16 protein-coding genes and 1 pseudogene are annotated in these 22267 nt (G+C 55.8%); 13 read left to right on the top strand and 4 right to left on the bottom strand.

Annotated features, from left to right (window positions below; translation table 11 throughout):
- Positions 1-11 precede the first annotated feature (11 nt).
- The 6 genes from msbA (at position 12) to AC22LX_RS20680 (ending at position 6033) form a co-directional block, all read left to right on the top strand.
- Complete coding sequence (gene msbA / locus AC22LX_RS20705; RefSeq protein ID WP_032707692.1) at positions 12-1760, top strand: lipid A ABC transporter ATP-binding protein/permease MsbA; 1749 nt, start codon at positions 12-14, stop codon at positions 1758-1760.
- Positions 1757-2737, top strand: a complete 981-nt coding sequence (lpxK, locus tag AC22LX_RS20700; protein WP_063447561.1) for a tetraacyldisaccharide 4'-kinase — start codon at positions 1757-1759, stop codon at positions 2735-2737. Before msbA ends, lpxK begins: the two co-directional genes overlap by 4 nt.
- A 54-nt stretch (positions 2738-2791) precedes the next feature.
- The gene (locus tag AC22LX_RS20695; protein ID WP_045395729.1) at positions 2792-4021 is read left to right on the top strand and encodes a winged helix-turn-helix domain-containing protein; all 1230 of its coding nucleotides are present in this window, start codon (positions 2792-2794) and stop codon (positions 4019-4021) included.
- Between the two features lie 62 nt (positions 4022-4083).
- Positions 4084-4266: a protein YcaR gene (ycaR, locus tag AC22LX_RS20690; RefSeq protein ID WP_042892909.1), complete on the top strand. Its 183-nt coding sequence runs from the start codon at positions 4084-4086 to the stop codon at positions 4264-4266.
- The gene (kdsB, locus tag AC22LX_RS20685; RefSeq protein WP_045395726.1) at positions 4263-5009 is read left to right on the top strand and encodes a 3-deoxy-manno-octulosonate cytidylyltransferase; all 747 of its coding nucleotides are present in this window, start codon (positions 4263-4265) and stop codon (positions 5007-5009) included. The genes ycaR and kdsB overlap by 4 nt, the downstream gene beginning before the upstream one ends.
- Before the next feature lie 130 nt (positions 5010-5139).
- A complete protein-coding gene (locus AC22LX_RS20680; RefSeq protein ID WP_045395760.1) occupies positions 5140-6033 on the top strand; it encodes a YcbJ family phosphotransferase in 894 nt (297 codons plus the stop codon).
- Here the strand turns inward: AC22LX_RS20680 and elyC are convergent.
- Positions 6010-6789, bottom strand: coding sequence for an envelope biogenesis factor ElyC (elyC, locus tag AC22LX_RS20675; protein WP_047077864.1), 780 nt, complete (start codon positions 6787-6789; stop codon positions 6010-6012). The two genes, AC22LX_RS20680 and elyC, sit on opposite strands and share 24 nt — an antisense overlap.
- A 121-nt stretch (positions 6790-6910) precedes the next feature.
- On the opposite strand from elyC, the pseudogene cmoM reads away from it, so the two are divergent.
- The 7 genes and pseudogenes from cmoM to AC22LX_RS20640 all read left to right on the top strand — a co-directional run bounded on the left by cmoM (position 6911) and on the right by AC22LX_RS20640 (position 17663).
- Positions 6911-7715 (top strand): annotated as a pseudogene (gene cmoM / locus AC22LX_RS20670) (tRNA uridine 5-oxyacetic acid(34) methyltransferase CmoM).
- Entirely contained in the window at positions 7712-9034 is a 1323-nt protein-coding gene (gene mukF / locus AC22LX_RS20665; RefSeq protein WP_015367460.1) for a chromosome partition protein MukF, read from the top strand. Before cmoM ends, mukF begins: the two are co-directional and overlap by 4 nt.
- Positions 9015-9719 carry a chromosome partition protein MukE gene (mukE, locus tag AC22LX_RS20660; protein WP_015367459.1) on the top strand — a complete coding sequence of 235 codons (705 nt, stop codon included), beginning with the start codon at positions 9015-9017 and terminating at the stop codon, positions 9717-9719. The genes mukF and mukE overlap by 20 nt, the downstream gene beginning before the upstream one ends.
- Positions 9719-14167: a chromosome partition protein MukB gene (gene mukB / locus AC22LX_RS20655; RefSeq protein WP_047045610.1), complete on the top strand. Its 4449-nt coding sequence runs from the start codon at positions 9719-9721 to the stop codon at positions 14165-14167. Before mukE ends, mukB begins: the two co-directional genes overlap by 1 nt.
- 184 nt (positions 14168-14351) lie before the next feature.
- Positions 14352-16148, top strand: coding sequence for a L,D-transpeptidase (ldtD, locus tag AC22LX_RS20650; protein ID WP_063447559.1), 1797 nt, complete (start codon positions 14352-14354; stop codon positions 16146-16148).
- A gap of 302 nt (positions 16149-16450) precedes the next feature.
- Positions 16451-17002 carry a peptidoglycan L,D-endopeptidase MepK gene (gene mepK, locus AC22LX_RS20645; RefSeq protein ID WP_015367456.1) on the top strand — a complete coding sequence of 184 codons (552 nt, stop codon included), beginning with the start codon at positions 16451-16453 and terminating at the stop codon, positions 17000-17002.
- Positions 17003-17015: 13 nt separating this feature from the next.
- Positions 17016-17663 (top strand): MBL fold metallo-hydrolase, encoded by a 648-nt coding sequence (locus AC22LX_RS20640; RefSeq protein WP_015367455.1) that lies wholly within the window; start codon positions 17016-17018, stop codon positions 17661-17663.
- A 67-nt stretch (positions 17664-17730) separates the two neighbouring features.
- On the opposite strand, the gene AC22LX_RS20635 is transcribed toward AC22LX_RS20640, so the two are convergent.
- The 3 genes from AC22LX_RS20635 to asnS form a co-directional block, all read right to left on the bottom strand.
- A complete protein-coding gene (locus AC22LX_RS20635; RefSeq protein WP_045395708.1) occupies positions 17731-18921 on the bottom strand; it encodes an amino acid aminotransferase in 1191 nt (396 codons plus the stop codon).
- A gap of 186 nt (positions 18922-19107) precedes the next feature.
- Entirely contained in the window at positions 19108-20187 is a 1080-nt protein-coding gene (ompK35, locus tag AC22LX_RS20630; protein WP_063447558.1) for a porin OmpK35, read from the bottom strand.
- A 592-nt stretch (positions 20188-20779) separates the two neighbouring features.
- Complete coding sequence (gene asnS, locus AC22LX_RS20625) at positions 20780-22180, bottom strand: asparagine--tRNA ligase (protein ID WP_045395701.1); 1401 nt, start codon at positions 22178-22180, stop codon at positions 20780-20782.
- Positions 22181-22267: the final 87 nt, after the last annotated feature.

The following is a 22267-nucleotide window of genomic DNA, read 5'->3' as shown; positions in this document are numbered from 1 at the left end:
TGGTTTATTGAATGCAGAACGATAAAGATCTCTCCACGTGGCAGACCTTCCGCCGACTTTGGCCGATGATAGCGCCGTTTAAAGCCGGGCTAATCGTAGCGGCCGTGGCGTTGGTGCTTAACGCGGCAAGTGATACCTTCATGTTATCGCTTCTTAAACCGTTATTGGATGATGGTTTTGGTAAAACGGATCGCTCAGTGCTGTTATGGATGCCGCTGGTGGTGATCGGTTTGATGGTGCTGCGTGGCATCAGTAGCTATATCTCGAGCTACTGTATCTCCTGGGTTTCCGGCAAAGTGGTGATGACCATGCGTCGCCGCCTGTTCGGTCATATGATGGGCATGCCTGTCGCTTTCTTCGACAAACAGTCCACCGGGACATTGCTGTCGCGTATCACCTACGACTCCGAACAGGTCGCTTCATCTTCCTCCAGCGCGTTGATAACCGTAGTGCGTGAAGGGGCCTCAATTATCGGCCTGTTCGCCATGATGTTCTATTACAGCTGGCAATTGTCGCTAATTCTTATCGTGCTTGCGCCTATCGTCTCTGTGGCGATTCGGGTGGTTTCAAAGCGTTTTCGTAATATCAGTAAGAATATGCAGAACACCATGGGGCAGGTGACCACCAGCGCGGAACAGATGCTCAAAGGGCATAAAGAAGTGCTGATGTTCGGCGGTCAGGCGGTTGAAACCAAGCGTTTTGACAAGGTCAGTAATAAGATGCGCCTGCAGGGCATGAAAATGGTCTCCGCGTCCTCCATCTCCGACCCGGTCATTCAGCTGATTGCCTCTCTGGCGCTGGCCTTTGTGCTCTACGCGGCGAGCTTCCCAAGCGTCATGGAAACGCTGACCGCCGGTACTATTACCGTGGTCTTTTCTTCGATGATCGCGCTGATGCGCCCGCTGAAATCCCTGACTAACGTCAACGCGCAGTTCCAGCGCGGTATGGCCGCATGTCAGACGCTTTTCTCCATTCTGGATTCCGAGCAGGAGAAAGATGAAGGCACTCGCGTGATTGAGCGCGCCAAAGGTAACCTGGAGTTCCACAACGTCACCTTTAGCTATCCTGGCCGCGAAGTTGCCGCGCTGCGTAACATCAATCTGAGCATCCCGGAAGGGAAAACCGTTGCGCTGGTAGGGCGTTCAGGCTCAGGTAAATCCACCATCGCCAGCCTGATTACCCGGTTCTACGACGTTGACGAGGGGCAGATTCTGCTGGATGGCCACGATTTACGCGAGTACAAACTGAGCTCCCTGCGCGATCAGGTGGCGCTGGTTTCGCAGAACGTGCATCTGTTCAATGATACCGTCGCCAATAACATCGCCTATGCGCGTACCGAAGAGTACACCCGCGAGCAAATTGAAGAAGCGGCGCGTATGGCCTATGCGATGGACTTTATCAACAAGATGGATAATGGACTGGATACGATTATCGGCGAGAATGGCGTGATGCTCTCCGGTGGTCAACGTCAGCGTATCGCTATTGCGCGTGCGCTGCTGCGCAATAGCCCTATCCTGATCCTCGATGAAGCCACCTCGGCGCTGGATACCGAGTCGGAACGCGCAATTCAAGCGGCGCTGGATGAACTGCAGAAAAACCGCACCTCGCTGGTTATCGCCCACCGTCTGTCGACTATCGAACAGGCTGACGAAATCGTGGTGGTAGAAGATGGTCGCATCGTTGAACGCGGCAGCCATCTGGATCTGCTGGAACATAAAGGCGTTTACGCGCAGTTACACAAGATGCAATTCGGTCAATGATAGCGCGCATCTGGTCCGGCGAATCGCCGCTATGGCGGTTATTGCTGCCGCTTTCCTGGCTGTATGGCCTGGTGAGCGCTTGCATCCGCCTCAGCTATAAACTGGGGTGGAAAAAAGCTTGGCGCGCGCCGGTGCCGGTGGTCGTGGTCGGTAATCTGACCGCCGGCGGCAACGGTAAAACGCCGGTGGTGGTTTGGCTGGTGGAACAACTGCAGCAGCGGGGCATACGCGTCGGCGTGGTATCTCGCGGCTACGGCGGCAAAGCCGACCGCTATCCGCTGCTGCTGGATAATGCCACCAGTACAGCGCAGGCGGGCGATGAACCGGTGTTAATTCATCAGCGTACCGGCGCGCCGGTGGCGGTTGCGCCACTGCGTAGCGAGGCGGTAAAAGCCTTATTAGCCGCTCACGATTTACAAATTATCGTCACCGATGATGGTCTTCAGCATTATAAGCTGGCGCGGGATAGAGAAATCGTTGTGATTGACGGCGTACGCCGCTTTGGTAATGGCTGGTGGTTGCCGGCCGGTCCGATGCGCGAGCGCGCATCCCGTTTGCAAAGCGTCGATGCCGTTATCGTCAACGGCGGCGTCGCGCGTCCGGGGGAAATCCCGATGCAGTTGCGTCCCGGCATGGCGGTGAACCTGCTTACCGGCGAGCGTCGCGATGTTGCGACCCTCGACAACGTAGTGGCGATGGCCGGCATTGGCCATCCGCCGCGCTTTTTCGCGACGCTTGAAAGCTGCGGCGTGCATCCGGTGAAAACCGTGGCGCTGGCGGATCATCAGGCACTTAGTCAAAGCGCGGTCGCTGTACTGGCAAGCTCGGAGCAGACGCTGCTAATGACCGAAAAAGACGCGGTTAAATGCCGTGAATTTGCCGCCGCTAACTGGTGGTATCTACCGGTTGACGCCATAATGACCGATGAACGCGCACAGCGGTTGCTCGCGGACTTAGTGACGCTGGCGCAAAGTTAACCTGGGTGCTGGTTTTGCTCGCCGCTGTGCTTGAATCCCCTACGGAGAACCTGCATGTCGGTATTGCAATTGTCGCTAAAAGAGGCTCGCCATCTTCATCTCGCGGCGCAAGGGCTACTGAAAAAGCCCCGGCGTCGCGCTCGCCAGACTGACATCCTTTCCACTATTCAGCAGATGTCGCTGCTGCAAATCGATACGATCAACGTGGTCGCCCGTAGCCCTTATCTGGTGCTGTTTAGTCGTCTTGGCAGTTATCCTCAGCACTGGTTGGATGATTCTCTGCGTAGCGGCGAGCTGATGGAGTACTGGGCGCATGAGGCCTGTTTTTTGCCGCGTAGCGATTTCGCCCTCGTGCGCCACCGGATGTTGAATCCTGACAAGATGGGTTGGAAATACCATAAAGAGTGGATGCACGAACACGCCGCCAGCATAGAAGAGTTGCTGGCGCATATTGCGCAAAATGGCCCGGTTCGCTCAGCGGATTTTTCCCATCCGCGTAAAGGAGCCAGCGGCTGGTGGGAATGGAAACCGCATAAACGTCATCTTGAAGGGTTGTTCACCGCCGGCAAACTGATGGTCGTTGAGCGGCGTAACTTTCATCGCGTCTATGATTTAACCCATCGGGCGATGCCGCACTGGGATGACGAGCGCGACGCGCTCTCCCGCCAGGAGGCCGAGTCTATTATGCTGCGTAACAGCGCGCGCAGCCTGGGCGTTTTTCGTCCACAGTGGCTGGCCGATTATTATCGTCTACGCCAGCCTGCATTACCGGCGCTGCTGAAGGGCTGGCAGGATGAGGGGCTGGTGGTGCCGGTTATGGTTGAGGAACTGGGTGAAATGTGGCTGCATCGCGATCTGCAAGCGGCGCTGGAATCGGCACCCGGCGGTAAGTTAACCGCCAGCCACAGCGCCGTGCTCTCGCCGTTTGACCCAGTGGTGTGGGACCGTAAACGGGCCGAGCAGTTATTCAACTTCAGCTATCGACTGGAATGTTATACCCCTGCGCCGAAACGGCAATACGGCTACTTTGTGCTACCGTTGCTGCATCAGGGAAAACTGGTTGGCAGGATGGACAGCAAGTTGCACCGAAAGGACGGCATGCTTGAGATCTTTTCGCTGTGGCTGGAAGAGGGCGTGAAAGTGACCGCCGGGCTGGAAAGCGGACTCCAGCGGGCAATTAACGATTTTGCGCGCTGGCAAGGTGCAGAAGAGGTTGTGCTGCGCCAGCTACCCGCGACGCTATTTGCTAACCAGCGGCAAGGTTGGGGCGTTGAAGCCGCGTGATACGCCGGCTACCATCCTGTGATATGCTGCTGATAAATCTATTCGGTCCATCAGGAGGAATCATGGATCACCGTTTACTTGAAATTATCGCCTGCCCGGTTTGTAACGGTAAGCTGTATTACAGTCAGGATAAGCAAGAGCTTATCTGCAAAGCCGACAGTCTGGCCTTCCCGCTGCGCGAAGGGATCCCGGTACTACTTGAAAACGAAGCGCGCTCACTCGCGGTAGAAGAGAGCCAGCCATGAGTTTCGTCGTCATTATTCCTGCCCGATTTGCCTCCACGCGCCTGCCGGGGAAACCTCTGCAGGATATCAACGGTAAACCGATGATCGTCCACGTGCTGGAACGCGCCCGTGAATCCGGCGCGGATCGCATTATTGTCGCCACCGATCATGAAGATGTCGCGCGTGCGGTTGAAGCCGCGGGCGGCGAGGTTTGCATGACCCGCGCTGACCATCAATCCGGCACCGAGCGTCTGGCGGAAGTCGTTGAAAAATGCGCTTTCAGCGATGACACCATCATCGTCAATATTCAGGGTGATGAACCGATGATCCCGTCGGCGATCGTGCGCCAGGTGGCGGAAAACCTCGCGGCCAGCACCAGCGGGATGGCAACGCTGGCGGTGCCTATCCACGATGCCGAAGAAGCGTTTAACCCGAATGCGGTCAAAGTGGTCATGGATGCCGACGGCTACGCGCTCTATTTCTCACGAGCGACGATTCCGTGGGATCGCGATCGCTTTGCAAAATCGCGTGAGCAAATTGGCGATTCCCTGCTGCGCCATATTGGTATTTACGGCTACCGCGCTGGTTTTATTCGCCGCTACGTCAGCTGGGCGCCAAGCCCGCTCGAACAAATTGAGATGCTCGAACAGCTGCGCGTATTGTGGTATGGCGAAAAAATTCACGTTGCGGTGGCGGAAGTGGTTCCTGGCACTGGCGTGGATACCCCGGAAGATCTGGAACGCGTCCGCGCCGAACTGCGTTAATTCTTGCCGTCCCCTTCGCCTGGAGGGGACATATTTCTGCCGCTAATTAGCCCATTTTTGATCTTATCCGCTGACAAGTCGCCCCCAGACGCTCATTATGAAAACAGTAGTCTTCATGAGGGTATCTATGATGGAACAGTTGCGAGCCGAACTGAGCCACCTGCTTGGCGAGAAGCTAAGCCGCGTGGAATGCGTTAGCGAGAAACCCTCGTCAGCGCTGTGGTCGCTGTATGATGCGCAGGGAAACCCGATGCCGCTGTTGGCGAAAAGCTTCACTACGCCGGGCGTGGCGCGCCAGCTGGCGTGGAAAATCTCAATGCTTGCCCGTAGCGGCACCGTTCGTATGCCGGTGGTGTACGGCGTCATGACACATGAAGAGCATCCGGGGCCTGACGTATTGCTGATTGAACGGTTACGCGGCGTTTCAGTAGAAGCGCCGGCGCGCACGCCCGAGCGGTGGGAGCAACTGCAGGATCAGATTGTCGAAGGATTACTGGCATGGCACCGCCACGACAGCGGCGGCTGTGTGGGAATGGTCGATAGCACCCAGGAAAACGTCTGGCCGCACTGGTATCGCCAGCGGGTAGAAATGCTGTGGAGCACGCTTAACCTCTATCATGACACCGGGCTGACAATGCAGGATAAGCGCATTTTATTCCGCAGTCGTGAAAGCCTGCCGCAATTGTTTAGTGATTTCAACGACAACTGCGTGCTGGTCCATGGCTGCTTTACGCTACGTAGCATGCTCAAAGACGCGCGCACCGATCAGCTGTTGGCGATGGTCGGGCCGGGGATGATGCTGTGGGCGCCGCGCGAGTATGAATTGTTCCGCCTCGCCGACGGCGGGTTAGGGGAGCAGCTGCTATGGCGTTATTTGCAGCGGGCGCCGGTCGCGGAGTCTTTCGTCTGGCGGCGCTGGTTATATCAGTTATGGGATGAAGTCGAAAGCCTGGTAAATACCGGGCGCTTCGATCGCGCCCGTTTCTCATTTGCCGCGAAATCAATCCTGCCCTGGATCGCCTGACGCTCCCTTTAGCCACTGCCAGCCCCGCCCCAGAGTCTCGTAAATCGCGCGTTCGCTGTGCATCAGCCAATACGGTGACGGCAGCGCGCGCTCCCAGGGGTTAAGCGCCGACTCTACCGCCAGCTGGTTGGCTGGCGCCGGTAACGGATTTAGCCCTGCATGGCGGAAAAATATCATCGCTCGCGGCAGGTGCGAGGCGGAGGTCACCAGCAGGAATGGCGCGCCGCCGATGGTTTTTTTCACTTCAGCCGCTTCTTGTTCGGTATCTTTTGGTCGGTCAAGGACGATAATGGCGCTGCGCGGTACGCCGAGGCTCTCGGCGACGCGCGCCCCCGCCTCGGCGGTGCTGACCGGATTGGTTTTGGCCGCCGCGCCGGTAAAAATCATTTTCGCGCCAGGGTTTTCCCGCCACAGGCGGATCCCTTCTGCCAGCCGCGGCAGACTGTTGTTGATCAGGTTGGAGCTCGGTGCCCACTGCGGGTTCCAGGTATAGCCGCCGCCCAGCACCACGACATACTCAACGGATTTGCCGCCGCGCCAGGTCGGGTAGCTTTTTTCTATCGGTTTTAATAACCCATCAGCCACCGGCTGCAGGCTTAATAGCGCCAGCAACAGCCAGCTTAAGGTGACCACCGTCTTGCCGGTTTTTTGAAAACGGCTGCGCCACAGCAGGGCGATGCCGACCGCCATCAGCAATAACAGCAGAGGAAGCGGCAACAGCATACCGCCAAAAACCTTTTTCAGCGTAAAAAGCATCCCGGATGGTTCCTTTTTTAACCATATAAGCAAAGTTCTGCGTGGATCTTATAACAGATCGCTTCATTATCGCCGTGGGTATGACAAAATAGCGGTTTTGTGTTGGCTTGTGGAGTCGTCCGTGCAGGATCGCAATTTTGATGACATCGCTGAAAAGTTTTCGCGCAATATTTATGGCACCACCAAGGGCCAACTGCGTCAGGCGATCCTTTGGCAGGATCTGGAACCGCTGCTTAAGCAGATGGGGCCAGGACCGTTGCGGGTGCTTGATGCCGGCGGCGGCGAAGGGCAAACGGCGATCCGCGTCGCGGAATTAGGCCATCACGTCACGCTATGCGATCTTTCCGCCGAAATGGTGGCTCGCGCTCAGCAGGCCGCCCGCGATAAAGGTGTGATCGACAACATGCATTTTGTACAATGCGCGGCGCAGGATATTGCTCAGCATTTGGAAAGCCCCGTCGATCTGATACTGTTTCATGCGGTGCTTGAGTGGGTCGCGGAACCGCAGGAAATGTTGCGCACGCTGTGGTCGGTGTTGCGCCCGGGCGGCGCGCTGTCGTTAATGTTCTACAATGCTAACGGCCTGCTGATGCACAATATGGTCGCCGGAAACTTCGACTACGTACAAATCGGCATGCCGAAAAAGAAAAAACGCACGCTGTCGCCGGATTATCCGCGCGATCCGCAGCAGGTTTACGGCTGGCTGGAAGATCTCGGTTGGCAGATAACCGGTAAAACCGGCGTGCGGGTGTTTCATGATTATCTGCGTGAGAAACGTAAACAGCATGACAGTTTTGCGGTGCTGCTGGAGCTGGAAACGCGCTACTGTCGTCAGGAGCCGTATATCAGCCTGGGCCGCTATATTCATGTCACTGCGCTTAAGAAAGATCCAGGCGCACAGCCGCAGATGCAAGGATAAACTATGAGTGAATTTTCCCAGACAGTCCCCGAACTGGTTGCCTGGGCCAGGAAAAATGATTTTTCCATCTCGCTGCCGGTCGACAGACTCTCTTTTCTGCTGGCTGTCGCCACGCTGAACGGCGAGCGGCTGGAAGGGGAAATGACCGAGGGAGAACTGGTGGACGCGTTCCGCCACGTTAGTGATGCGTTTGAGCAGACCAGCGAAACCATCAGCCAGCGCGCCAATAACGCCATCAACGATATGGTGCGCCAGCGTCTGCTGAACCGCTTTACCAGCGAAATAACGGAAGGGAATGCTATCTATCGCCTGACGCCGTTAGGTATCGGCATTACCGATTACTACATTCGCCAGCGTGAATTTTCCACCCTGCGTTTGTCGATGCAGCTGTCGATTGTGGCCGGCGAACTGAAGCGGGCTGCAGATTCCGCGGATGAGGGTGGCGATGAATTCCACTGGCATCGCAACGTTTTTGCGCCGCTGAAATATTCGGTGGCGGAAATCTTCGATAGTATCGATCTGACTCAACGCATCATGGATGAGCAGCAGCAGCAGGTGAAAGACGATATCGCCCAACTGCTGAACAAAGACTGGCGCGCGGCGATTTCTAGCTGCGAACTGCTGCTGTCCGAAACCTCCGGCACCCTGCGCGAATTGCAGGATACCCTGGATGCGGCGGGCGATAAGCTGCAGGCCAACCTGTTGCGTATCCAGGACGCTACCATCGCGCGCGACGATCTGCATTTTGTCGACCGTCTGGTGTTCGACCTGCAAAGCAAGCTCGACCGTATCGTCAGCTGGGGCCAACAGGCTATCGACCTGTGGATCGGTTACGATCGTCACGTACATAAATTTATCCGTACCGCCATCGATATGGATAAAAACCGCGTTTTCGCCCAGCGTTTGCGTCAGTCGGTGCAGACCTACTTCGATGCTCCGTGGGCGCTGACCTACGCCAGCGCCGATCGCTTGCTGGATATGCGCGATGAAGAGATGGCGTTGCGCGATGAAGAAGTCACCGGCGAGCTGCCGGCAGACCTCGAATTCGAAGAGTTCAACGAAATTCGCGAGCAGCTGGCCGCGCTGATTGAAGCGCAGCTGGCGGTCTACAAAGAGAAAGGTATGCCGCTGGATCTCGGCCTGGTGGCGCGAGAGTTCCTGGCGCAATATCCGCGTGCGCGCCATTTTGACGTCGCGCGAATCGTCGTTGACCAGGCGGTACAGCTGGGCGTCGCCCAGGCAGATTTCACCGGACTGCCGGCAAAATGGCAGCCGATTAATGATTACGGAGCCAAGGTACAGGCGCATGTCATTGACAAATATTGAACAAGTGATGCCAGCTAAGCTGGCGCAGGCGTTGGCCAATCCGTTATTTCCGGCGCTGGATAGCGCCCTGCGCGCAGGTCGTCACATTGGCCTGGATGAGCTGGATAATCACGCATTTTTGATGGATTTTCAGGATTACCTGGAAGAGTTTTATGCGCGCTACAACGTTGAGCTGATCCGCGCGCCGGAGGGGTTCTTCTACCTGCGCCCGCGCTCTACGACGTTGATTCCGCGCTCGGTATTATCAGAGCTGGATATGATGGTCGGCAAAATTCTTTGCTACCTCTACCTCAGCCCCGAACGTCTGGCTAATGAAGGCATCTTCACCCAGCAGGAGCTCTACGATGAACTCCTGACGCTGGCGGACGAAAGCAAATTGCTGAAGCTGGTGAACAACCGTTCCACCGGCTCCGACCTCGACCGCCAGAAGCTGCAGGAAAAAATGCGCGCGTCCCTCAACCGCCTGCGTCGCCTCGGCATGGTGTGGTTTATGGGCCACGACAGCAGTAAATTCCGCATCACCGAATCGGTGTTCCGCTTTGGCGCTGACGTGCGCGTCGGCGACGATCCGCGCGAAGCGCAGCTGCGCATGATCCGCGACGGCGAAGCAATGGCGCTGGAGAATCACCTGCAGCTCAATGACGAGAATGAAGAGAATCAGCCGGATAGCGGGGAGGAAGAATAATGATTGAACGCGGTAAGTTTCGCTCGCTGACGCTGGTTAACTGGAACGGTTTTTTTGCCCGGACCTTCGATCTTGATGAGCTGGTAACGACGCTCTCCGGGGGTAACGGCGCCGGTAAATCGACAACCATGGCGGCTTTCGTCACGGCGCTGATCCCCGATTTAACCCTGCTGCACTTCCGTAACACCACCGAAGCGGGCGCCACCAGCGGTTCGCGCGATAAAGGCCTGCACGGTAAACTGCGTGCCGGCGTCTGTTACTCGGTGCTCGACGTGATCAACTCGCGCCACCAGCGCGTGGTTGTCGGCGTACGTCTGCAGCAGGTTGCCGGGCGCGATCGTAAAGTCGATATTAAGCCATTTGCCATCCAGGGATTGCCAACCTCGATCCAGCCGACCCAACTGTTGACCGAAACGCTCAACGAGCGCCAGGCGCGCGTCGTGAGCCTCAACGAGCTGAAAGACAAGCTCGACGCGATGGAAGGGGTGCAGTTCAAACAGTTCAACTCGATCACCGAATATCACTCGCTGATGTTTGATTTGGGCGTGGTGGCCCGTCGTCTGCGCTCTGCATCCGATCGTAGCAAATACTACCGCCTGATTGAGGCCTCGCTGTACGGCGGGATCTCCAGCACCATTACCCGCTCGCTGCGCGATTACCTGCTGCCGGAAAACAGCGGCGTGCGTAAGGCGTTCCAGGATATGGAAGCGGCGCTGCGTGAAAACCGTATGACCCTGGAAGCGATTCGCGTAACTCAGTCCGATCGCGATCTGTTTAAGCACCTTATCAGCGAAGCCACCAACTACGTGGCGGCGGACTACATGCGCCACGCCAACGAGCGGCGAATCCATCTGGATAAAGCGCTGGAGTACCGTCGCGAGCTCTTTACCTCGCGTTCGCAGCTGGCGGCAGAGCAGTACAAACATGTCGATATGGCGCGCGAGCTGCAGGAACACAACGGCGCAGAAGGCGATCTGGAAGCTGATTATCAGGCCGCCAGCGATCACCTGAACCTGGTACAAACCGCGCTGCGTCAGCAGGAAAAAATCGAGCGCTACGAGGCGGATCTCGACGAACTGCAGATTCGTTTGGAAGAGCAAAATGAAGTGGTGGCGGAAGCCGCCGACCAGCAGGAAGAGAACGAAGCTCGCGCCGAGGCCGCCGAACTGGAAGTGGATGAGCTGAAAAGCCAGCTCGCCGATTACCAGCAGGCGCTCGACGTGCAGCAGACTCGCGCCATTCAGTACAATCAGGCGCTTCAGGCGCTGGAACGCGCGCGTGCGCTGTGTCACCTGCCGGATTTAACCGCCGACAGCGCCGACGAATGGCTGGAAACTTTCCAGGCGAAAGAGCTGGAAGCGACGGAAAAAATGCTGTCGCTGGAACAAAAAATGAGCGTGGCGCAAACCGCGCACAGCCAGTTTGAACAAGCGTATCAGTTGGTTGCGGCGATCAACGGCCCGCTGGCGCGTAATGAAGCCTGGGATGTGGCGCGTGAATTACTACGCGATGGCGTCAACCAGCGTCATCTGGCTGAGCAGGCTCATGGGTTGCGTAGCCGTCTCAACGAGCTGGAGCAGCGCCTGCGTGAACAACAGGACGCCGAGCGCCAACTGGCCGAGTTCTGTAAGCGCCAGGGCAAACGCTACGATATCGACGATTTGGAAACGCTGCATCAGGAGCTGGAAGCGCGTATCGCTTCGTTAGCCGACAGCGTTTCTAACGCTCAGGAACAGCGCATGGCTCTGCGTCAGGAACTGGAGCAGCTGCAGTCGCGTACCCAGACGCTGATGCGCCGGGCGCCGATTTGGCTGGCGGCGCAAAATAGCCTCAACCAGCTGTGCGAGCAGAGCGGCGAGCAGTTTGAATCAAGCCAGGACGTTACCGAGTACCTGCAGCAGCTGCTGGAGCGCGAGCGCGAAGCAATCGTTGAGCGCGATGAAGTCGGCGCCCGCAAGCGCGCCATCGACGAAGAAATCGAGCGTCTCAGCCAGCCGGGCGGTTCTGAAGACCCGCGTCTGAACGCGCTGGCGGAGCGCTTTGGCGGCGTGCTGTTGTCGGAAATCTACGACGACGTTAGCCTCGAAGATGCCCCGTACTTCTCCGCGCTGTATGGCCCATCGCGCCATGCGATCGTGGTTCCGGATCTGTCGCAAGTGGCGGAGCAGCTCGAAGGGCTGGAAGATTGCCCGGAAGACCTGTATCTGATCGAAGGCGATCCGCAGTCCTTCGATGACAGCGTTTTCAGCGTCGATGAGCTGGAAAAAGCGGTGGTCGTGAAAATTGCCGACCGCCAGTGGCGCTATTCGCGTTTTCCGACGCTGCCGCTGTTTGGCCGCGCCGCGCGTGAAAACCGCATCGAAACGCTGCACGCCGAGCGTGAAAGCCTCTCCGAGCGTTTTGCTACGCTGTCGTTTGACGTGCAGAAAACGCAGCGCCTGCATCAGGCCTTTAGCCGCTTCATCGGTAGCCATTTGGCGGTTGCCTTTGATGACGACCCGGAAGAAGAGATCCGCAAACTCAATAGCCGCCGCGGCGAACTGGAGCGCGCGCTGAATGCGCATGAAAGTGATAACCAGCAGAACCGCGTCCAGTATGAGCAGGCGAAAGAGGGCGTGTCGGCGCTTAACCGCCTGCTGCCGCGCCTGAATCTGCTGGCCGATGAGACGCTGGCCGATCGCGTAGATGAAATTCAGGAGCGTCTGGATGAAGCGCAGGAAGCGGCGCGCTTTATCCAGCAGCATGGCAATCAGCTGGCGAAACTGGAACCGATTGTCTCGGTACTGCAGAGCGACCCGGAACAGTTCGAACAGCTGAAAGAAGACTACGCCTATTCGCAGCAAATCCAGCGCGATGCGCGCCAGCAGGCTTTCGCGCTGGCGGAAGTCGTGCAGCGCCGCGCTCACTTCAGCTACTCTGACTCGGCGGAGATGCTCAGCGGCAACAGCGATCTTAACGAGAAGCTGCGCCAGCGCCTGCAACAAGCTGAATCCGAGCGTAGCCGCGCTCGCGAAGCGATGCGTAGCCACGTTGCGCAGTTGAACCAGTACAACCAGGTGCTGGCGTCGCTGAAAAGTTCGTATGACACCAAGAAAGAGCTGCTCAACGATCTGTATAAAGAGCTGCAGGATATCGGCGTGCGTGCCGATGCCGGCGCGGAAGAGCGCGCGCGCGCGCGTCGTGATGAGCTGCATATGCAGCTGAGCAACAACCGCTCCCGCCGTAATCAGCTGGAGAAAGCGTTGACCTTCTGCGAAGCGGAGATGGACAACCTGACCCGCAAACTGCGCAAGCTGGAGCGCGATTACTGCGAAATGCGCGAGCAGGTGGTGAGCGCTAAAGCGGGCTGGTGCGCGGTGATGCGTCTGGTGAAAGACAACGGCGTGGAACGTCGTCTGCACCGCCGCGAGCTGGCCTATCTCTCCGCCGACGAACTGCGTTCGATGTCGGATAAGGCGCTGGGCGCGCTGCGTCTGGCGGTCGCTGATAACGAGCACCTGCGCGACGTCCTGCGTATTTCGGAAGATCCGAAACGTCCGGAGCGCAAAATTCAGTTCTTCGTTGCCGTTTATCAGCATCTGCGCGAGCGTATCCGCCAGGATATTATTCGCACCGATGATCCGGTAGAAGCGATCGAGCAGATGGAAATCGAGCTCAGTCGTCTGACCGAAGAGCTGACCAACCGCGAGCAGAAGCTGGCGATCAGCTCACGCAGCGTGGCGAATATCATTCGCAAGACCATTCAGCGTGAGCAGAACCGTATTCGCATGCTCAACCAGGGGCTGCAGAGCGTATCGTTTGGTCAGGTCAACAGCGTGCGTCTGAACGTCAACGTGCGTGAAACCCACTCGACGCTGCTTGATGTCCTCTCCGAACAGCATGAGCAGCATCAGGATCTGTTTAACAGTAATCGCCTGACCTTCTCGGAAGCGCTAGCGAAACTTTATCAGCGCCTGAATCCGCAGATTGATATGGGGCAACGTACGCCGCAAACCATCGGCGAGGAGCTGCTCGACTACCGCAACTATCTGGAGATGGAAGTGGAAGTTAACCGTGGTTCCGACGGCTGGCTGCGCGCGGAGTCCGGCGCGCTGTCGACCGGTGAAGCGATCGGTACCGGGATGTCGATTCTGGTGATGGTGGTGCAGAGCTGGGAAGATGAATCCCGTCGACTGCGCGGTAAGGATATCTCGCCTTGCCGTCTGCTGTTCCTCGATGAAGCAGCGCGTCTTGATGCTCGCTCTATCGCCACGCTGTTCGAACTGTGCGAACGTCTGGAGATGCAGCTGATTATCGCGGCGCCTGAAAATATCAGCCCGGAAAAAGGCACAACTTATAAACTGGTGCGTAAAGTGTTTAATAATCACGAACACGTACACGTTGTCGGCCTGCGCGGTTTTGCCGCGCCGGTGCCGGAAGCGCTGCCTGGAACCGCTGACGCCTCCTGAAAGGGTGCCGATTAATAGGAAAAAGGGTGACAATTTGTCGCCCTTTTTGTTTTTCTGTACAGTACGCTAACAAGGTATAGTCTTTAAACTTCTTTACATTTGGTAAGGCAAAAGCGTTTTCGCCTTTATATACTGAGAATAAGCCCCATTAGGCGGGCAGCAATGTGTTAACAGGGGGCAAGGGATGTTGCTAAAGAAACGGTATGGTCGACAATTGTCGGTGCTCAGCCTGAGCCTGGCTTTTGCATTTGCTCCGCTGTTCAATGTCCAGGCCGCAGAGCCTGAAGTTATACCCACAGATAGTTCCGCGACGGTGGGCGATCTGTCGTCGGCATTAGCCCAAAGCGACGGCCAGTCCGCAGCGGTCGCGCAAATGGCCGGCGAGAAGCCGCTGGCGGCGGATGCGGTGGCGAAAAGCCGTGCTGAAATCGAGGCCTTACTGCCGTCTGGTTATCATCCGGTTTATATCAATCCGCTGGTAGCGCTGTACGCTGCCCGCGACATGAAACCCATGTGGGAGAACCGCGAAGCGGTACAGGCCTTCCAGCAGCAGCTGGCGGAGGTCGCTATCGCTGGCTTCCAGCCGCAGTTCACCACCTGGGTGAGCCTACTGACTGATCCGTCAGTCAGCGGCCTGGCCCGCGATGTCGTGCTCTCCGACGCCATGATGGGGTATCTGCATTTTATTAGCGGTATTCCGATGCAGGGGAACCGTTGGCTGTACGGCTCAACACCTTACAAAATGACGACGCCGCCGCTCTCGGTCATCAACCAGTGGCAGCTGGCGCTGGATAACGGTTCGTTAGCGCAATTTATTGCCGGACTGGCGCCGCAACATTCACAATATGAAGCAATGCATCAGGCGCTGCTGACGCTGGTGGCGGATAATCGTCCGTGGCCGCAGCTGACCAGCAACGCCTCGCTACGTCCGGGAGAGTGGAGCAACGATATTGGCGCGCTGCGTGAAATCCTGCAGCGTACCGGCATGCTGGATGATTCGGCGAAAATCGCCCTCCCGGGCGATGTGGTAAGCCCATCGGCGAAACCGAAATCGAAAACAAAACCTGCCGCGCGTGGCGTGTACGATCGCCAACTGGTCGAGGGCGTTAAACGCTTTCAGGCCTGGCAGGGGCTGGGCGCTGACGGCGTCATCGGCCAGTCTACCCGTGACTGGCTGAACGTCTCTTCGGCGCAGCGTGCCGGGGTGCTGGCGCTGAATATCCAGCGTCTGCGTTTGCTACCGAGTAAATTGTCCACCGGTATCATGGTCAATATTCCGGCGTTCTCGCTGGTCTACTATCAGGACGGCAGTCAGGTGCTGGCATCGCGGGTCATTGTCGGTCGTCCGGATCGTAAAACGCCGATGATGAGCAGCGCGTTGAACAACGTGGTGGTCAACCCGCCGTGGAACGTGCCGCCGACGCTGGCGCGCAAAGATATCCTGCCGAAGGTACGCAACAATCCAGGCTATCTGGAACAGCATGGTTATACGTTGATGCGCGGCTGGAACAGCAAAGAAGCTATCGATCCGTATGGTGTCGATTGGTCTACCATCACCGAGAAGAATCTACCGTTCCGTTTCCAGCAGGCGCCGGGCGCGCGCAACTCGCTGGGGCGGTATAAGTTCAATATGCCAAGCTCGGATGCTATTTATCTCCACGATACGCCGAACCACAATCTGTTCCAGAAAGATGTTCGCGCGTTGAGCTCGGGCTGCGTTCGCGTCAATAAAGCATCTGAACTGGCGAATATGCTATTGCAGGATGCGGGCTGGAATGATTCACGCATTTCCGACGCGCTGAAACAAGGGGATACGCGCTACGTCAATATTCGGCAAAATATTCCGGTTAATTTATATTATTTGACTGCCTTTGTTGGCGCTGATGGACGTACACAATATCGAACAGATATTTACAATTACGATCTCACCGCGCGATCCAGCGCACAAATTCTGCCAAAAGCGGAACAATTAATCAGGTAAATGAAGTAGTTCTGCGAAAAATGTTGTCCTAGCACTGAACGAAATCGGGCCATGGTCGTCTACAAGGCCCGTATTTCCTGGGGTGAGGCTGCCTTGACGTTGGCAATAATGCCCGGTAAGGTGCCTTTCGTGCGCCAGAAGTGCATATACATATAATCCGCAAAAATGTATTGCGGCGGTCAGTACGAAAACGCTCTCCTGCTGAGCTTTATTAGCGGTAAGGGAGCGTTAGCGCGTCGTCAGCCAAATACGTTGTAGCGGAATAGTATATTACGATTCATTTACCTGTAGACCTGATTATCATGGACAAATTTGACGCTAATCGCCGCAGATTGCTGGCGTTGGGTGGCGCTGCCCTCGGTGCTGCCGCCATTCTCCCTGCGCCGGCATTTGCCACCCTCTCGACCCCCCGACCGCGTATTTTGACGCTGAATAACCTGCACACCGGTGAATCACTCAAGGCGGAGTTTTTCGATGGTAGAGGCTATATTCAGGATGAATTAGCAAGACTTAACCATTTTTTCCGTGATTTCCGCGCGAATAAAATTAAGTCTATTGACCCAGGATTATTCGATCAGCTTTATCGCCTACAGGGACTACTCGGCACCAATAAGCCTGTCCAGCTCATCTCCGGTTATCGCTCCGTCGATACCAACGATGAACTTCGCGCACGAAGCCGTGGTGTAGCGAAACATAGCTATCACACCAAAGGTCAGGCGATGGATTTCCACATTGAAGGCGTTGCCTTAAGCAATATTCGCAAAGCGGCGTTATCTATGCGCTCAGGTGGTGTAGGATACTACCCACGTAGCAACTTTGTGCATATTGATACCGGTCCGGTACGGCACTGGTAACGAAAGGAGCATCATGAACTATCGTATTATTCCGGTCACGGCGTTCGCCCAGAACTGTTCTTTAATTTGGTGTGAACAAACCCGGCTTGCCGCTCTGGTCGATCCTGGCGGCGATGCCGAGCGCATCAAGGAAGAAGTCGCGGCGGCAGGCGTCAGCCTGATGCAGATCCTGTTGACGCATGGTCACCTGGATCACGTCGGCGCGGCAGCCGAGCTGGCGCAACATTACGGTGTGCCAATTATTGGACCGGAAAAAGAAGATGAGTTCTGGCTGGAAGGATTGCCGGCGCAAAGCCGCATGTTCGGGCTGGATGAATGTCAGCCTTTGCAGCCGGACCGCTGGCTGAATGAAGGGGATGTGGTAACCGTCGGCAATATCGCTTTGCAGGTATTGCACTGTCCTGGCCATACCCCGGGGCACGTGGTTTTCTTTGACGATGCCTCGCGTCTGCTGATTTCCGGCGATGTGATTTTCAAAGGCGGAGTAGGGCGCAGCGACTTCCCGCGAGGCGACCACGGCCAGTTGATTGATGCGATTAAACGTAAACTGTTGCCTTTGGGCGACGACGTGACGTTTATCCCCGGTCATGGCCCGTTATCGACGCTGGGATATGAGCGCCTGCATAATCCGTTCCTGCAGGATGAAATGCCGGTCTGGTAATGCCTGACCTTAAGCAAGTAAAAAAGGCCGCGTTTGCGGCCTTTTTCTTATGCGTCAGGGCTGAGAATTACAGCACCGCGACGATGGCTTCGCACAGCGGCGCCATGTTATCAGGCGTCATGCCGGCAACGTTGATACGCCCGGACGCGACCGCATAAATAGCGAACTCTTCACGCAGACGCAGTACCTGCTCTTTGGTCAGGCCGCTAAATGAGAACATCCCATTCTGTTTGGTGATAAAGGTAAAGTCGCGGCTGGCGCCTTTTTCCTGCAGAGTATTCACAAACAGTAAGCGCATGCGCTGAATACGCTGGCGCATATCGGTGAGTTCTTGTTCCCAGATGGCGCGCAGCGCGTCGTTGCTGAGAATCGTCGCCACCACCGAGGCGCCGTGCGCCGGCGGGTTTGAGTAGTTGGCGCGGATAACCGCTTTCATCTGGCTGAACGCGCGATCGACGGTGTCCTGATCGGCGGCAACCAGCGTACAGGCGCCAACGCGCTCGTTATACAGGCCGAAGTTTTTCGAGTAAGAGCTGGCGACCAGTAGCTCTTTATGCAGCGCGGCAAACGCACGCAGGCCTTCAGCGTCTTCTTCCAGACCGCGGGCGAAGCCCTGGTAGGCGAAGTCAAACAGCGGCAGCCAGCCTTTTTCGGCGGACATTTGCGCCAGCTGTTGCCACTGTTCCAGCGTTGGATCGATGCCGGTTGGGTTGTGGCAGCAGCCGTGGAACAGCACAACGTCGCCCGCCTGCGCTTCGTTCAGGCTGGCCAGCAGACCGTCGAAATCAAGCTGGTGGTTAGCGGCATCGTAGTAAGCGTATTCACGCACTTCCAGCCCGGCAGCGCCGAAAACGCTTTTATGGTTCGGCCAGCTTGGGTTGCTTACCCATACCCGTTTAACGTCGGTGTTTTTGGCAAGGAAATCAGCCGCTACGCGGAGGCCGCCGGTGCCGCCTGGGGTTTGGGCGGTACGGGCGCGCTTATCGCTGATAATTGCGCTTCCTTTACCGAACAGCAGCTCCTGAGTGCAACGACCAAACTCCGGAATACCATCAATACCGAGGTAGTTTTTGGTGGTTTCATTTTCCAGCAGATATTGCTCGGCTTTTTTTACGCTGGTCAGAACAGGCGTTTTACCTGTCTCATCTTTGTAAACACCAATTCCGAGGTTAATTTTGCCTGGGCGGTCATCGGCACGAAACAGATCGGCCAGGCCCAGAATAGGGTCGGCAGGGGCGGCTGTAATGTTCTCAAACATGACGAGGTTCCATTGTGATTACTGAGGGAAATCCGCTATCAGGGTAACGGTAGATTTACAAATTGCCAACCGTTTGCGACAAAAAGCGAGAAGGTTTTTGCAAGTTACGATCTTCGTCTTAGTAACGCAGAAAAGCAGGACCGAAGTCCTGCTTTTTAGGCATATCACGAAGGGGTGTACTACAGATTAGAACTGGTAAACGATACCAACCGCAGCCTGGTCGTCGGTGGCAACGCCTGCTTCACGAGTATAGGAGTTGTCGTCCAGCTGGTTGAACTTGTACGCCGCATACACGTTCATGTTTTTGTTGAAGTAGTACCAGGTACCCAGTTCAATGTATTTAACCAGGTCAGCATCGCCGCCGCCGAAGCCGCCGCGAGCCTGCAGGTTTTTACCTTTCGTCTGCACGTAGCCGAGGGACGGACGCAGACCGAAATCGAACTGATACTGAACCACGGCTTCGAAGTTCTGAGTTTTGCCCGCGAAGTAGTTATCTTCTTCCGGCGTCATGTTGTAAGTCTGGGAGTACATGACAGCGGCGTAGATGTTGTTAGCATCGTACTTAGCAGAGGTTGCCCATGCTTCAGCTTTGTTACCGTTACCGTCACGCTTCTGGTCGGCGCTGCGGTTGGAGTTAGCATAACCTGCGGACAGCGCGATACCGTTATCAAACGCGTAGGTTGCCGCGGTGCTGAAACCGTCGCCATTCTGTTTACGAATAACGCGGTCGTGATCGTTTTTGCCCTGATACTGAAGCGCGAAGCTCAGGCCGTCCACCAGACCGAAGAAGTCTGAGTTACGGTAGGTGGCCACGCCGTTGGTACGGCCGGTCATGTAGTTATCAGTGTAGTTCCAGCCGTCGCCGCCCCACTCAACCAGCATATCGGTTGCGGATTCGACGTCGTAGATGGCGCCGTAGTTACGGCCGTAATCGAATGAACCATATTCGCCTGCTTTCAGACCGGCGAAGGCCAGACGGGTTTTGGTGGTCTGGGAGCCTTCAACGTTGGACGCATCCATGTTGTATTCCCACTGGCCGTAACCGATCAACTGGTCGTTGATCTGGGTTTCGCCTTTCAGGCCGATACGGGCATAGGTGGTGTCGTCGCTGCTGGTGTCACCATTGGTGGTCCAGACATGTTCGCCAACCATTTTTCCGTAGAAATCCAGCTTGTTACCATTTTTGTTATAGATTTCCGCAGCGTTGGCCGCACCGGCTACCAGCAGGGCAGGGATCACCACTGCCAGAATATTGCGCTTCATCATTATTTATTACCCTCATTAATATTTTTTATATGACACTTGCCACCGCCGCCAATAAATTCCGTCAATGAAAATTTACAGAACTATTGAAGATAGTTTGGTGTCTGAAGGCATCTTTCCATCGGTGGTGCCGTTTCGCTAGCCGGAAAATGCTACCAATATAGTAAAATGGTTACAAAAAGAAAAAACATGTAACCAAATATTTATTTTTGGGAACTTTGTGAACTCAATCAAAATTCCGTTCCACTTTGCGAAGATTGTCACCTTCTTATATATATCTATATGAATTAGTTATGAATATTTTCGCTAAAGCCAGATTTGATTATTTTTTGTCTCAGTTTGGCTCCTTTTTCGCTCAGGCGCCTTTTTTGCATAACGTGCGCGTAATGATTAAAAAATAGCCAATTCAATCAGTGTATTCATTTGTGTCTTAACATAAGGTGCGAAATCTACGTACTAAGGGTAAGGAAATAGTGAGTAACATAATTACGAATTGTGAAGGTTGATGTTTAAGTTTGTTGAAATTCGCTCACGAAAATTGACATAAAAAAAGGCCGGCTTGCGCCGACCTTGTCAGTGTTTTAACGAAACGCGATTAGAATGTGGCGTTACGTGGCGTACGTGGGAAAGGAATCACGTCGCGAACGTTCTGTACCCCTGTTACGTAGGCGATAAGACGCTCGAAGCCCAGACCGAAGCCAGAATGCGGTACGGTGCCGTAACGGCGCAGGTCGCGATACCACCAGTAGTCTTCTTTATTCAGACCCATTTCGGCCATACGCGCGTCCAGCACATCGAGACGTTCTTCACGCTGGGAGCCGCCGATGATTTCACCGATGCCTGGCGCCAGAACGTCCATTGCGGCGACGGTTTTACCGTCTTCGTTAAGGCGCATGTAGAACGCCTTAATGTCTTTCGGATAGTTTTTCACGACCACAGGCGCTTTGAAGTGCTCTTCGGCCAGATAACGCTCATGCTCGGAGGAGAGATCCACGCCCCAGTACACCGGGTTTTCAAACTGCTTGCCGCAGTTTTCCAGGATAGTGACGGCGTCGGTGTAATCAACCTGGGCGAAATCAGCAGAGACAAAACGCTGCAGACGGTCGATGGCGTCTTTATCTACGCGCTCGGCAAAGAACTTCATGTCATCCGCACGCTCTTCCAGTACCGCCTTGAAGACGTACTTCAGCATGGCTTCTGCCAGACCGGCAACATCGTTGAGGTTGGCGAAGGCAACTTCCGGCTCCAGCATCCAGAACTCCGCCAGGTGGCGGCTGGTGTTGGAGTTTTCGGCGCGGAAGGTTGGGCCGAAGGTATAGATTTTGGACAATGCGCAGGCATAGGTCTCACCGTTCAACTGGCCGGAAACGGTCAGGAACGACTCTTTACCGAAGAAGTCTTTATCGAAATCGACTTTACCCTGGTCGTTACGCGGCAGGTTTTCCAGATCCAGCGTCGATACGCGGAACATTTCACCGGCGCCTTCGGTATCGGAAGCGGTGATAAGCGGGGTGGATACCCAGAAGAAACCCTGTTCGTCGAAGAAGCGATGCAGCGCCTGCGCCAGGGTGTGGCGTACGCGCGCTACCGCGCCAATCAGGTTGGTGCGCGGACGCAGGTGCGCCACTTCACGCAGATACTCGATGCTGTGGCGTTTCGCCGCCATCGGGTAGGTGTCCGGATCTTCAACCCAGCCGGTGACTTCCACGCTGGAGGCCTGGATTTCAAAGCTCTGGCCCTGACCCTGGGAGGCCACGACTTTACCGGTGACGATAACCGAACAGCCGGTGGTCAGGCGCAACACTTCCTGATTGTAATTGGGCAGAGAATTATTAATAACGGCCTGTACAGGATCAAAGCAGGAACCGTCATAGACGGCGAGGAAAGAAAAGCCAGCTTTAGAATCTCGGCGGGTACGCACCCATCCGCGCACGGTGACTTCGCTGTCAACGGCAACGCGGCCCTGGAGTACGTCGGCTACAGGCACAACGCTCATAATATTCTCTCTATATAGTCCAATAAAAAAGTCTCTTCCCCTTCAACGGGGGGATATCTATGTTACCTGTCATCTTCCATCAGACAA

The organism is Klebsiella sp. PK01 (assembly GCF_057624675.1).
Note: the sequence above shows the minus strand (reverse complement) of the source record. Positions and strands in the feature narration are given on the sequence as shown.

Coding starts and splice junctions, on each gene's coding strand:
- mukF (WP_015367460.1), top strand. CDS start 7,712: ATGAGTGAATTTTCCCAGACAGTCCCCGAACTGGTTGCCTGGGCCAGG.
- mepK (WP_015367456.1), top strand. CDS start 16,451: ATGGACAAATTTGACGCTAATCGCCGCAGATTGCTGGCGTTGGGTGGC.
- ompK35 (WP_063447558.1), bottom strand. CDS start 20,187: ATGATGAAGCGCAATATTCTGGCAGTGGTGATCCCTGCCCTGCTGGTA.
- AC22LX_RS20680 (WP_045395760.1), top strand. CDS start 5,140: ATGGAACAGTTGCGAGCCGAACTGAGCCACCTGCTTGGCGAGAAGCTA.
- ldtD (WP_063447559.1), top strand. CDS start 14,352: ATGTTGCTAAAGAAACGGTATGGTCGACAATTGTCGGTGCTCAGCCTG.
- elyC (WP_047077864.1), bottom strand. CDS start 6,789: ATGCTTTTTACGCTGAAAAAGGTTTTTGGCGGTATGCTGTTGCCGCTT.
- AC22LX_RS20695 (WP_045395729.1), top strand. CDS start 2,792: ATGTCGGTATTGCAATTGTCGCTAAAAGAGGCTCGCCATCTTCATCTC.
- ycaR (WP_042892909.1), top strand. CDS start 4,084: ATGGATCACCGTTTACTTGAAATTATCGCCTGCCCGGTTTGTAACGGT.
- mukE (WP_015367459.1), top strand. CDS start 9,015: ATGTCATTGACAAATATTGAACAAGTGATGCCAGCTAAGCTGGCGCAG.
- kdsB (WP_045395726.1), top strand. CDS start 4,263: ATGAGTTTCGTCGTCATTATTCCTGCCCGATTTGCCTCCACGCGCCTG.
- lpxK (WP_063447561.1), top strand. CDS start 1,757: ATGATAGCGCGCATCTGGTCCGGCGAATCGCCGCTATGGCGGTTATTG.
- AC22LX_RS20640 (WP_015367455.1), top strand. CDS start 17,016: ATGAACTATCGTATTATTCCGGTCACGGCGTTCGCCCAGAACTGTTCT.
- AC22LX_RS20635 (WP_045395708.1), bottom strand. CDS start 18,921: ATGTTTGAGAACATTACAGCCGCCCCTGCCGACCCTATTCTGGGCCTG.
- mukB (WP_047045610.1), top strand. CDS start 9,719: ATGATTGAACGCGGTAAGTTTCGCTCGCTGACGCTGGTTAACTGGAAC.
- asnS (WP_045395701.1), bottom strand. CDS start 22,180: ATGAGCGTTGTGCCTGTAGCCGACGTACTCCAGGGCCGCGTTGCCGTT.
- msbA (WP_032707692.1), top strand. CDS start 12: ATGCAGAACGATAAAGATCTCTCCACGTGGCAGACCTTCCGCCGACTT.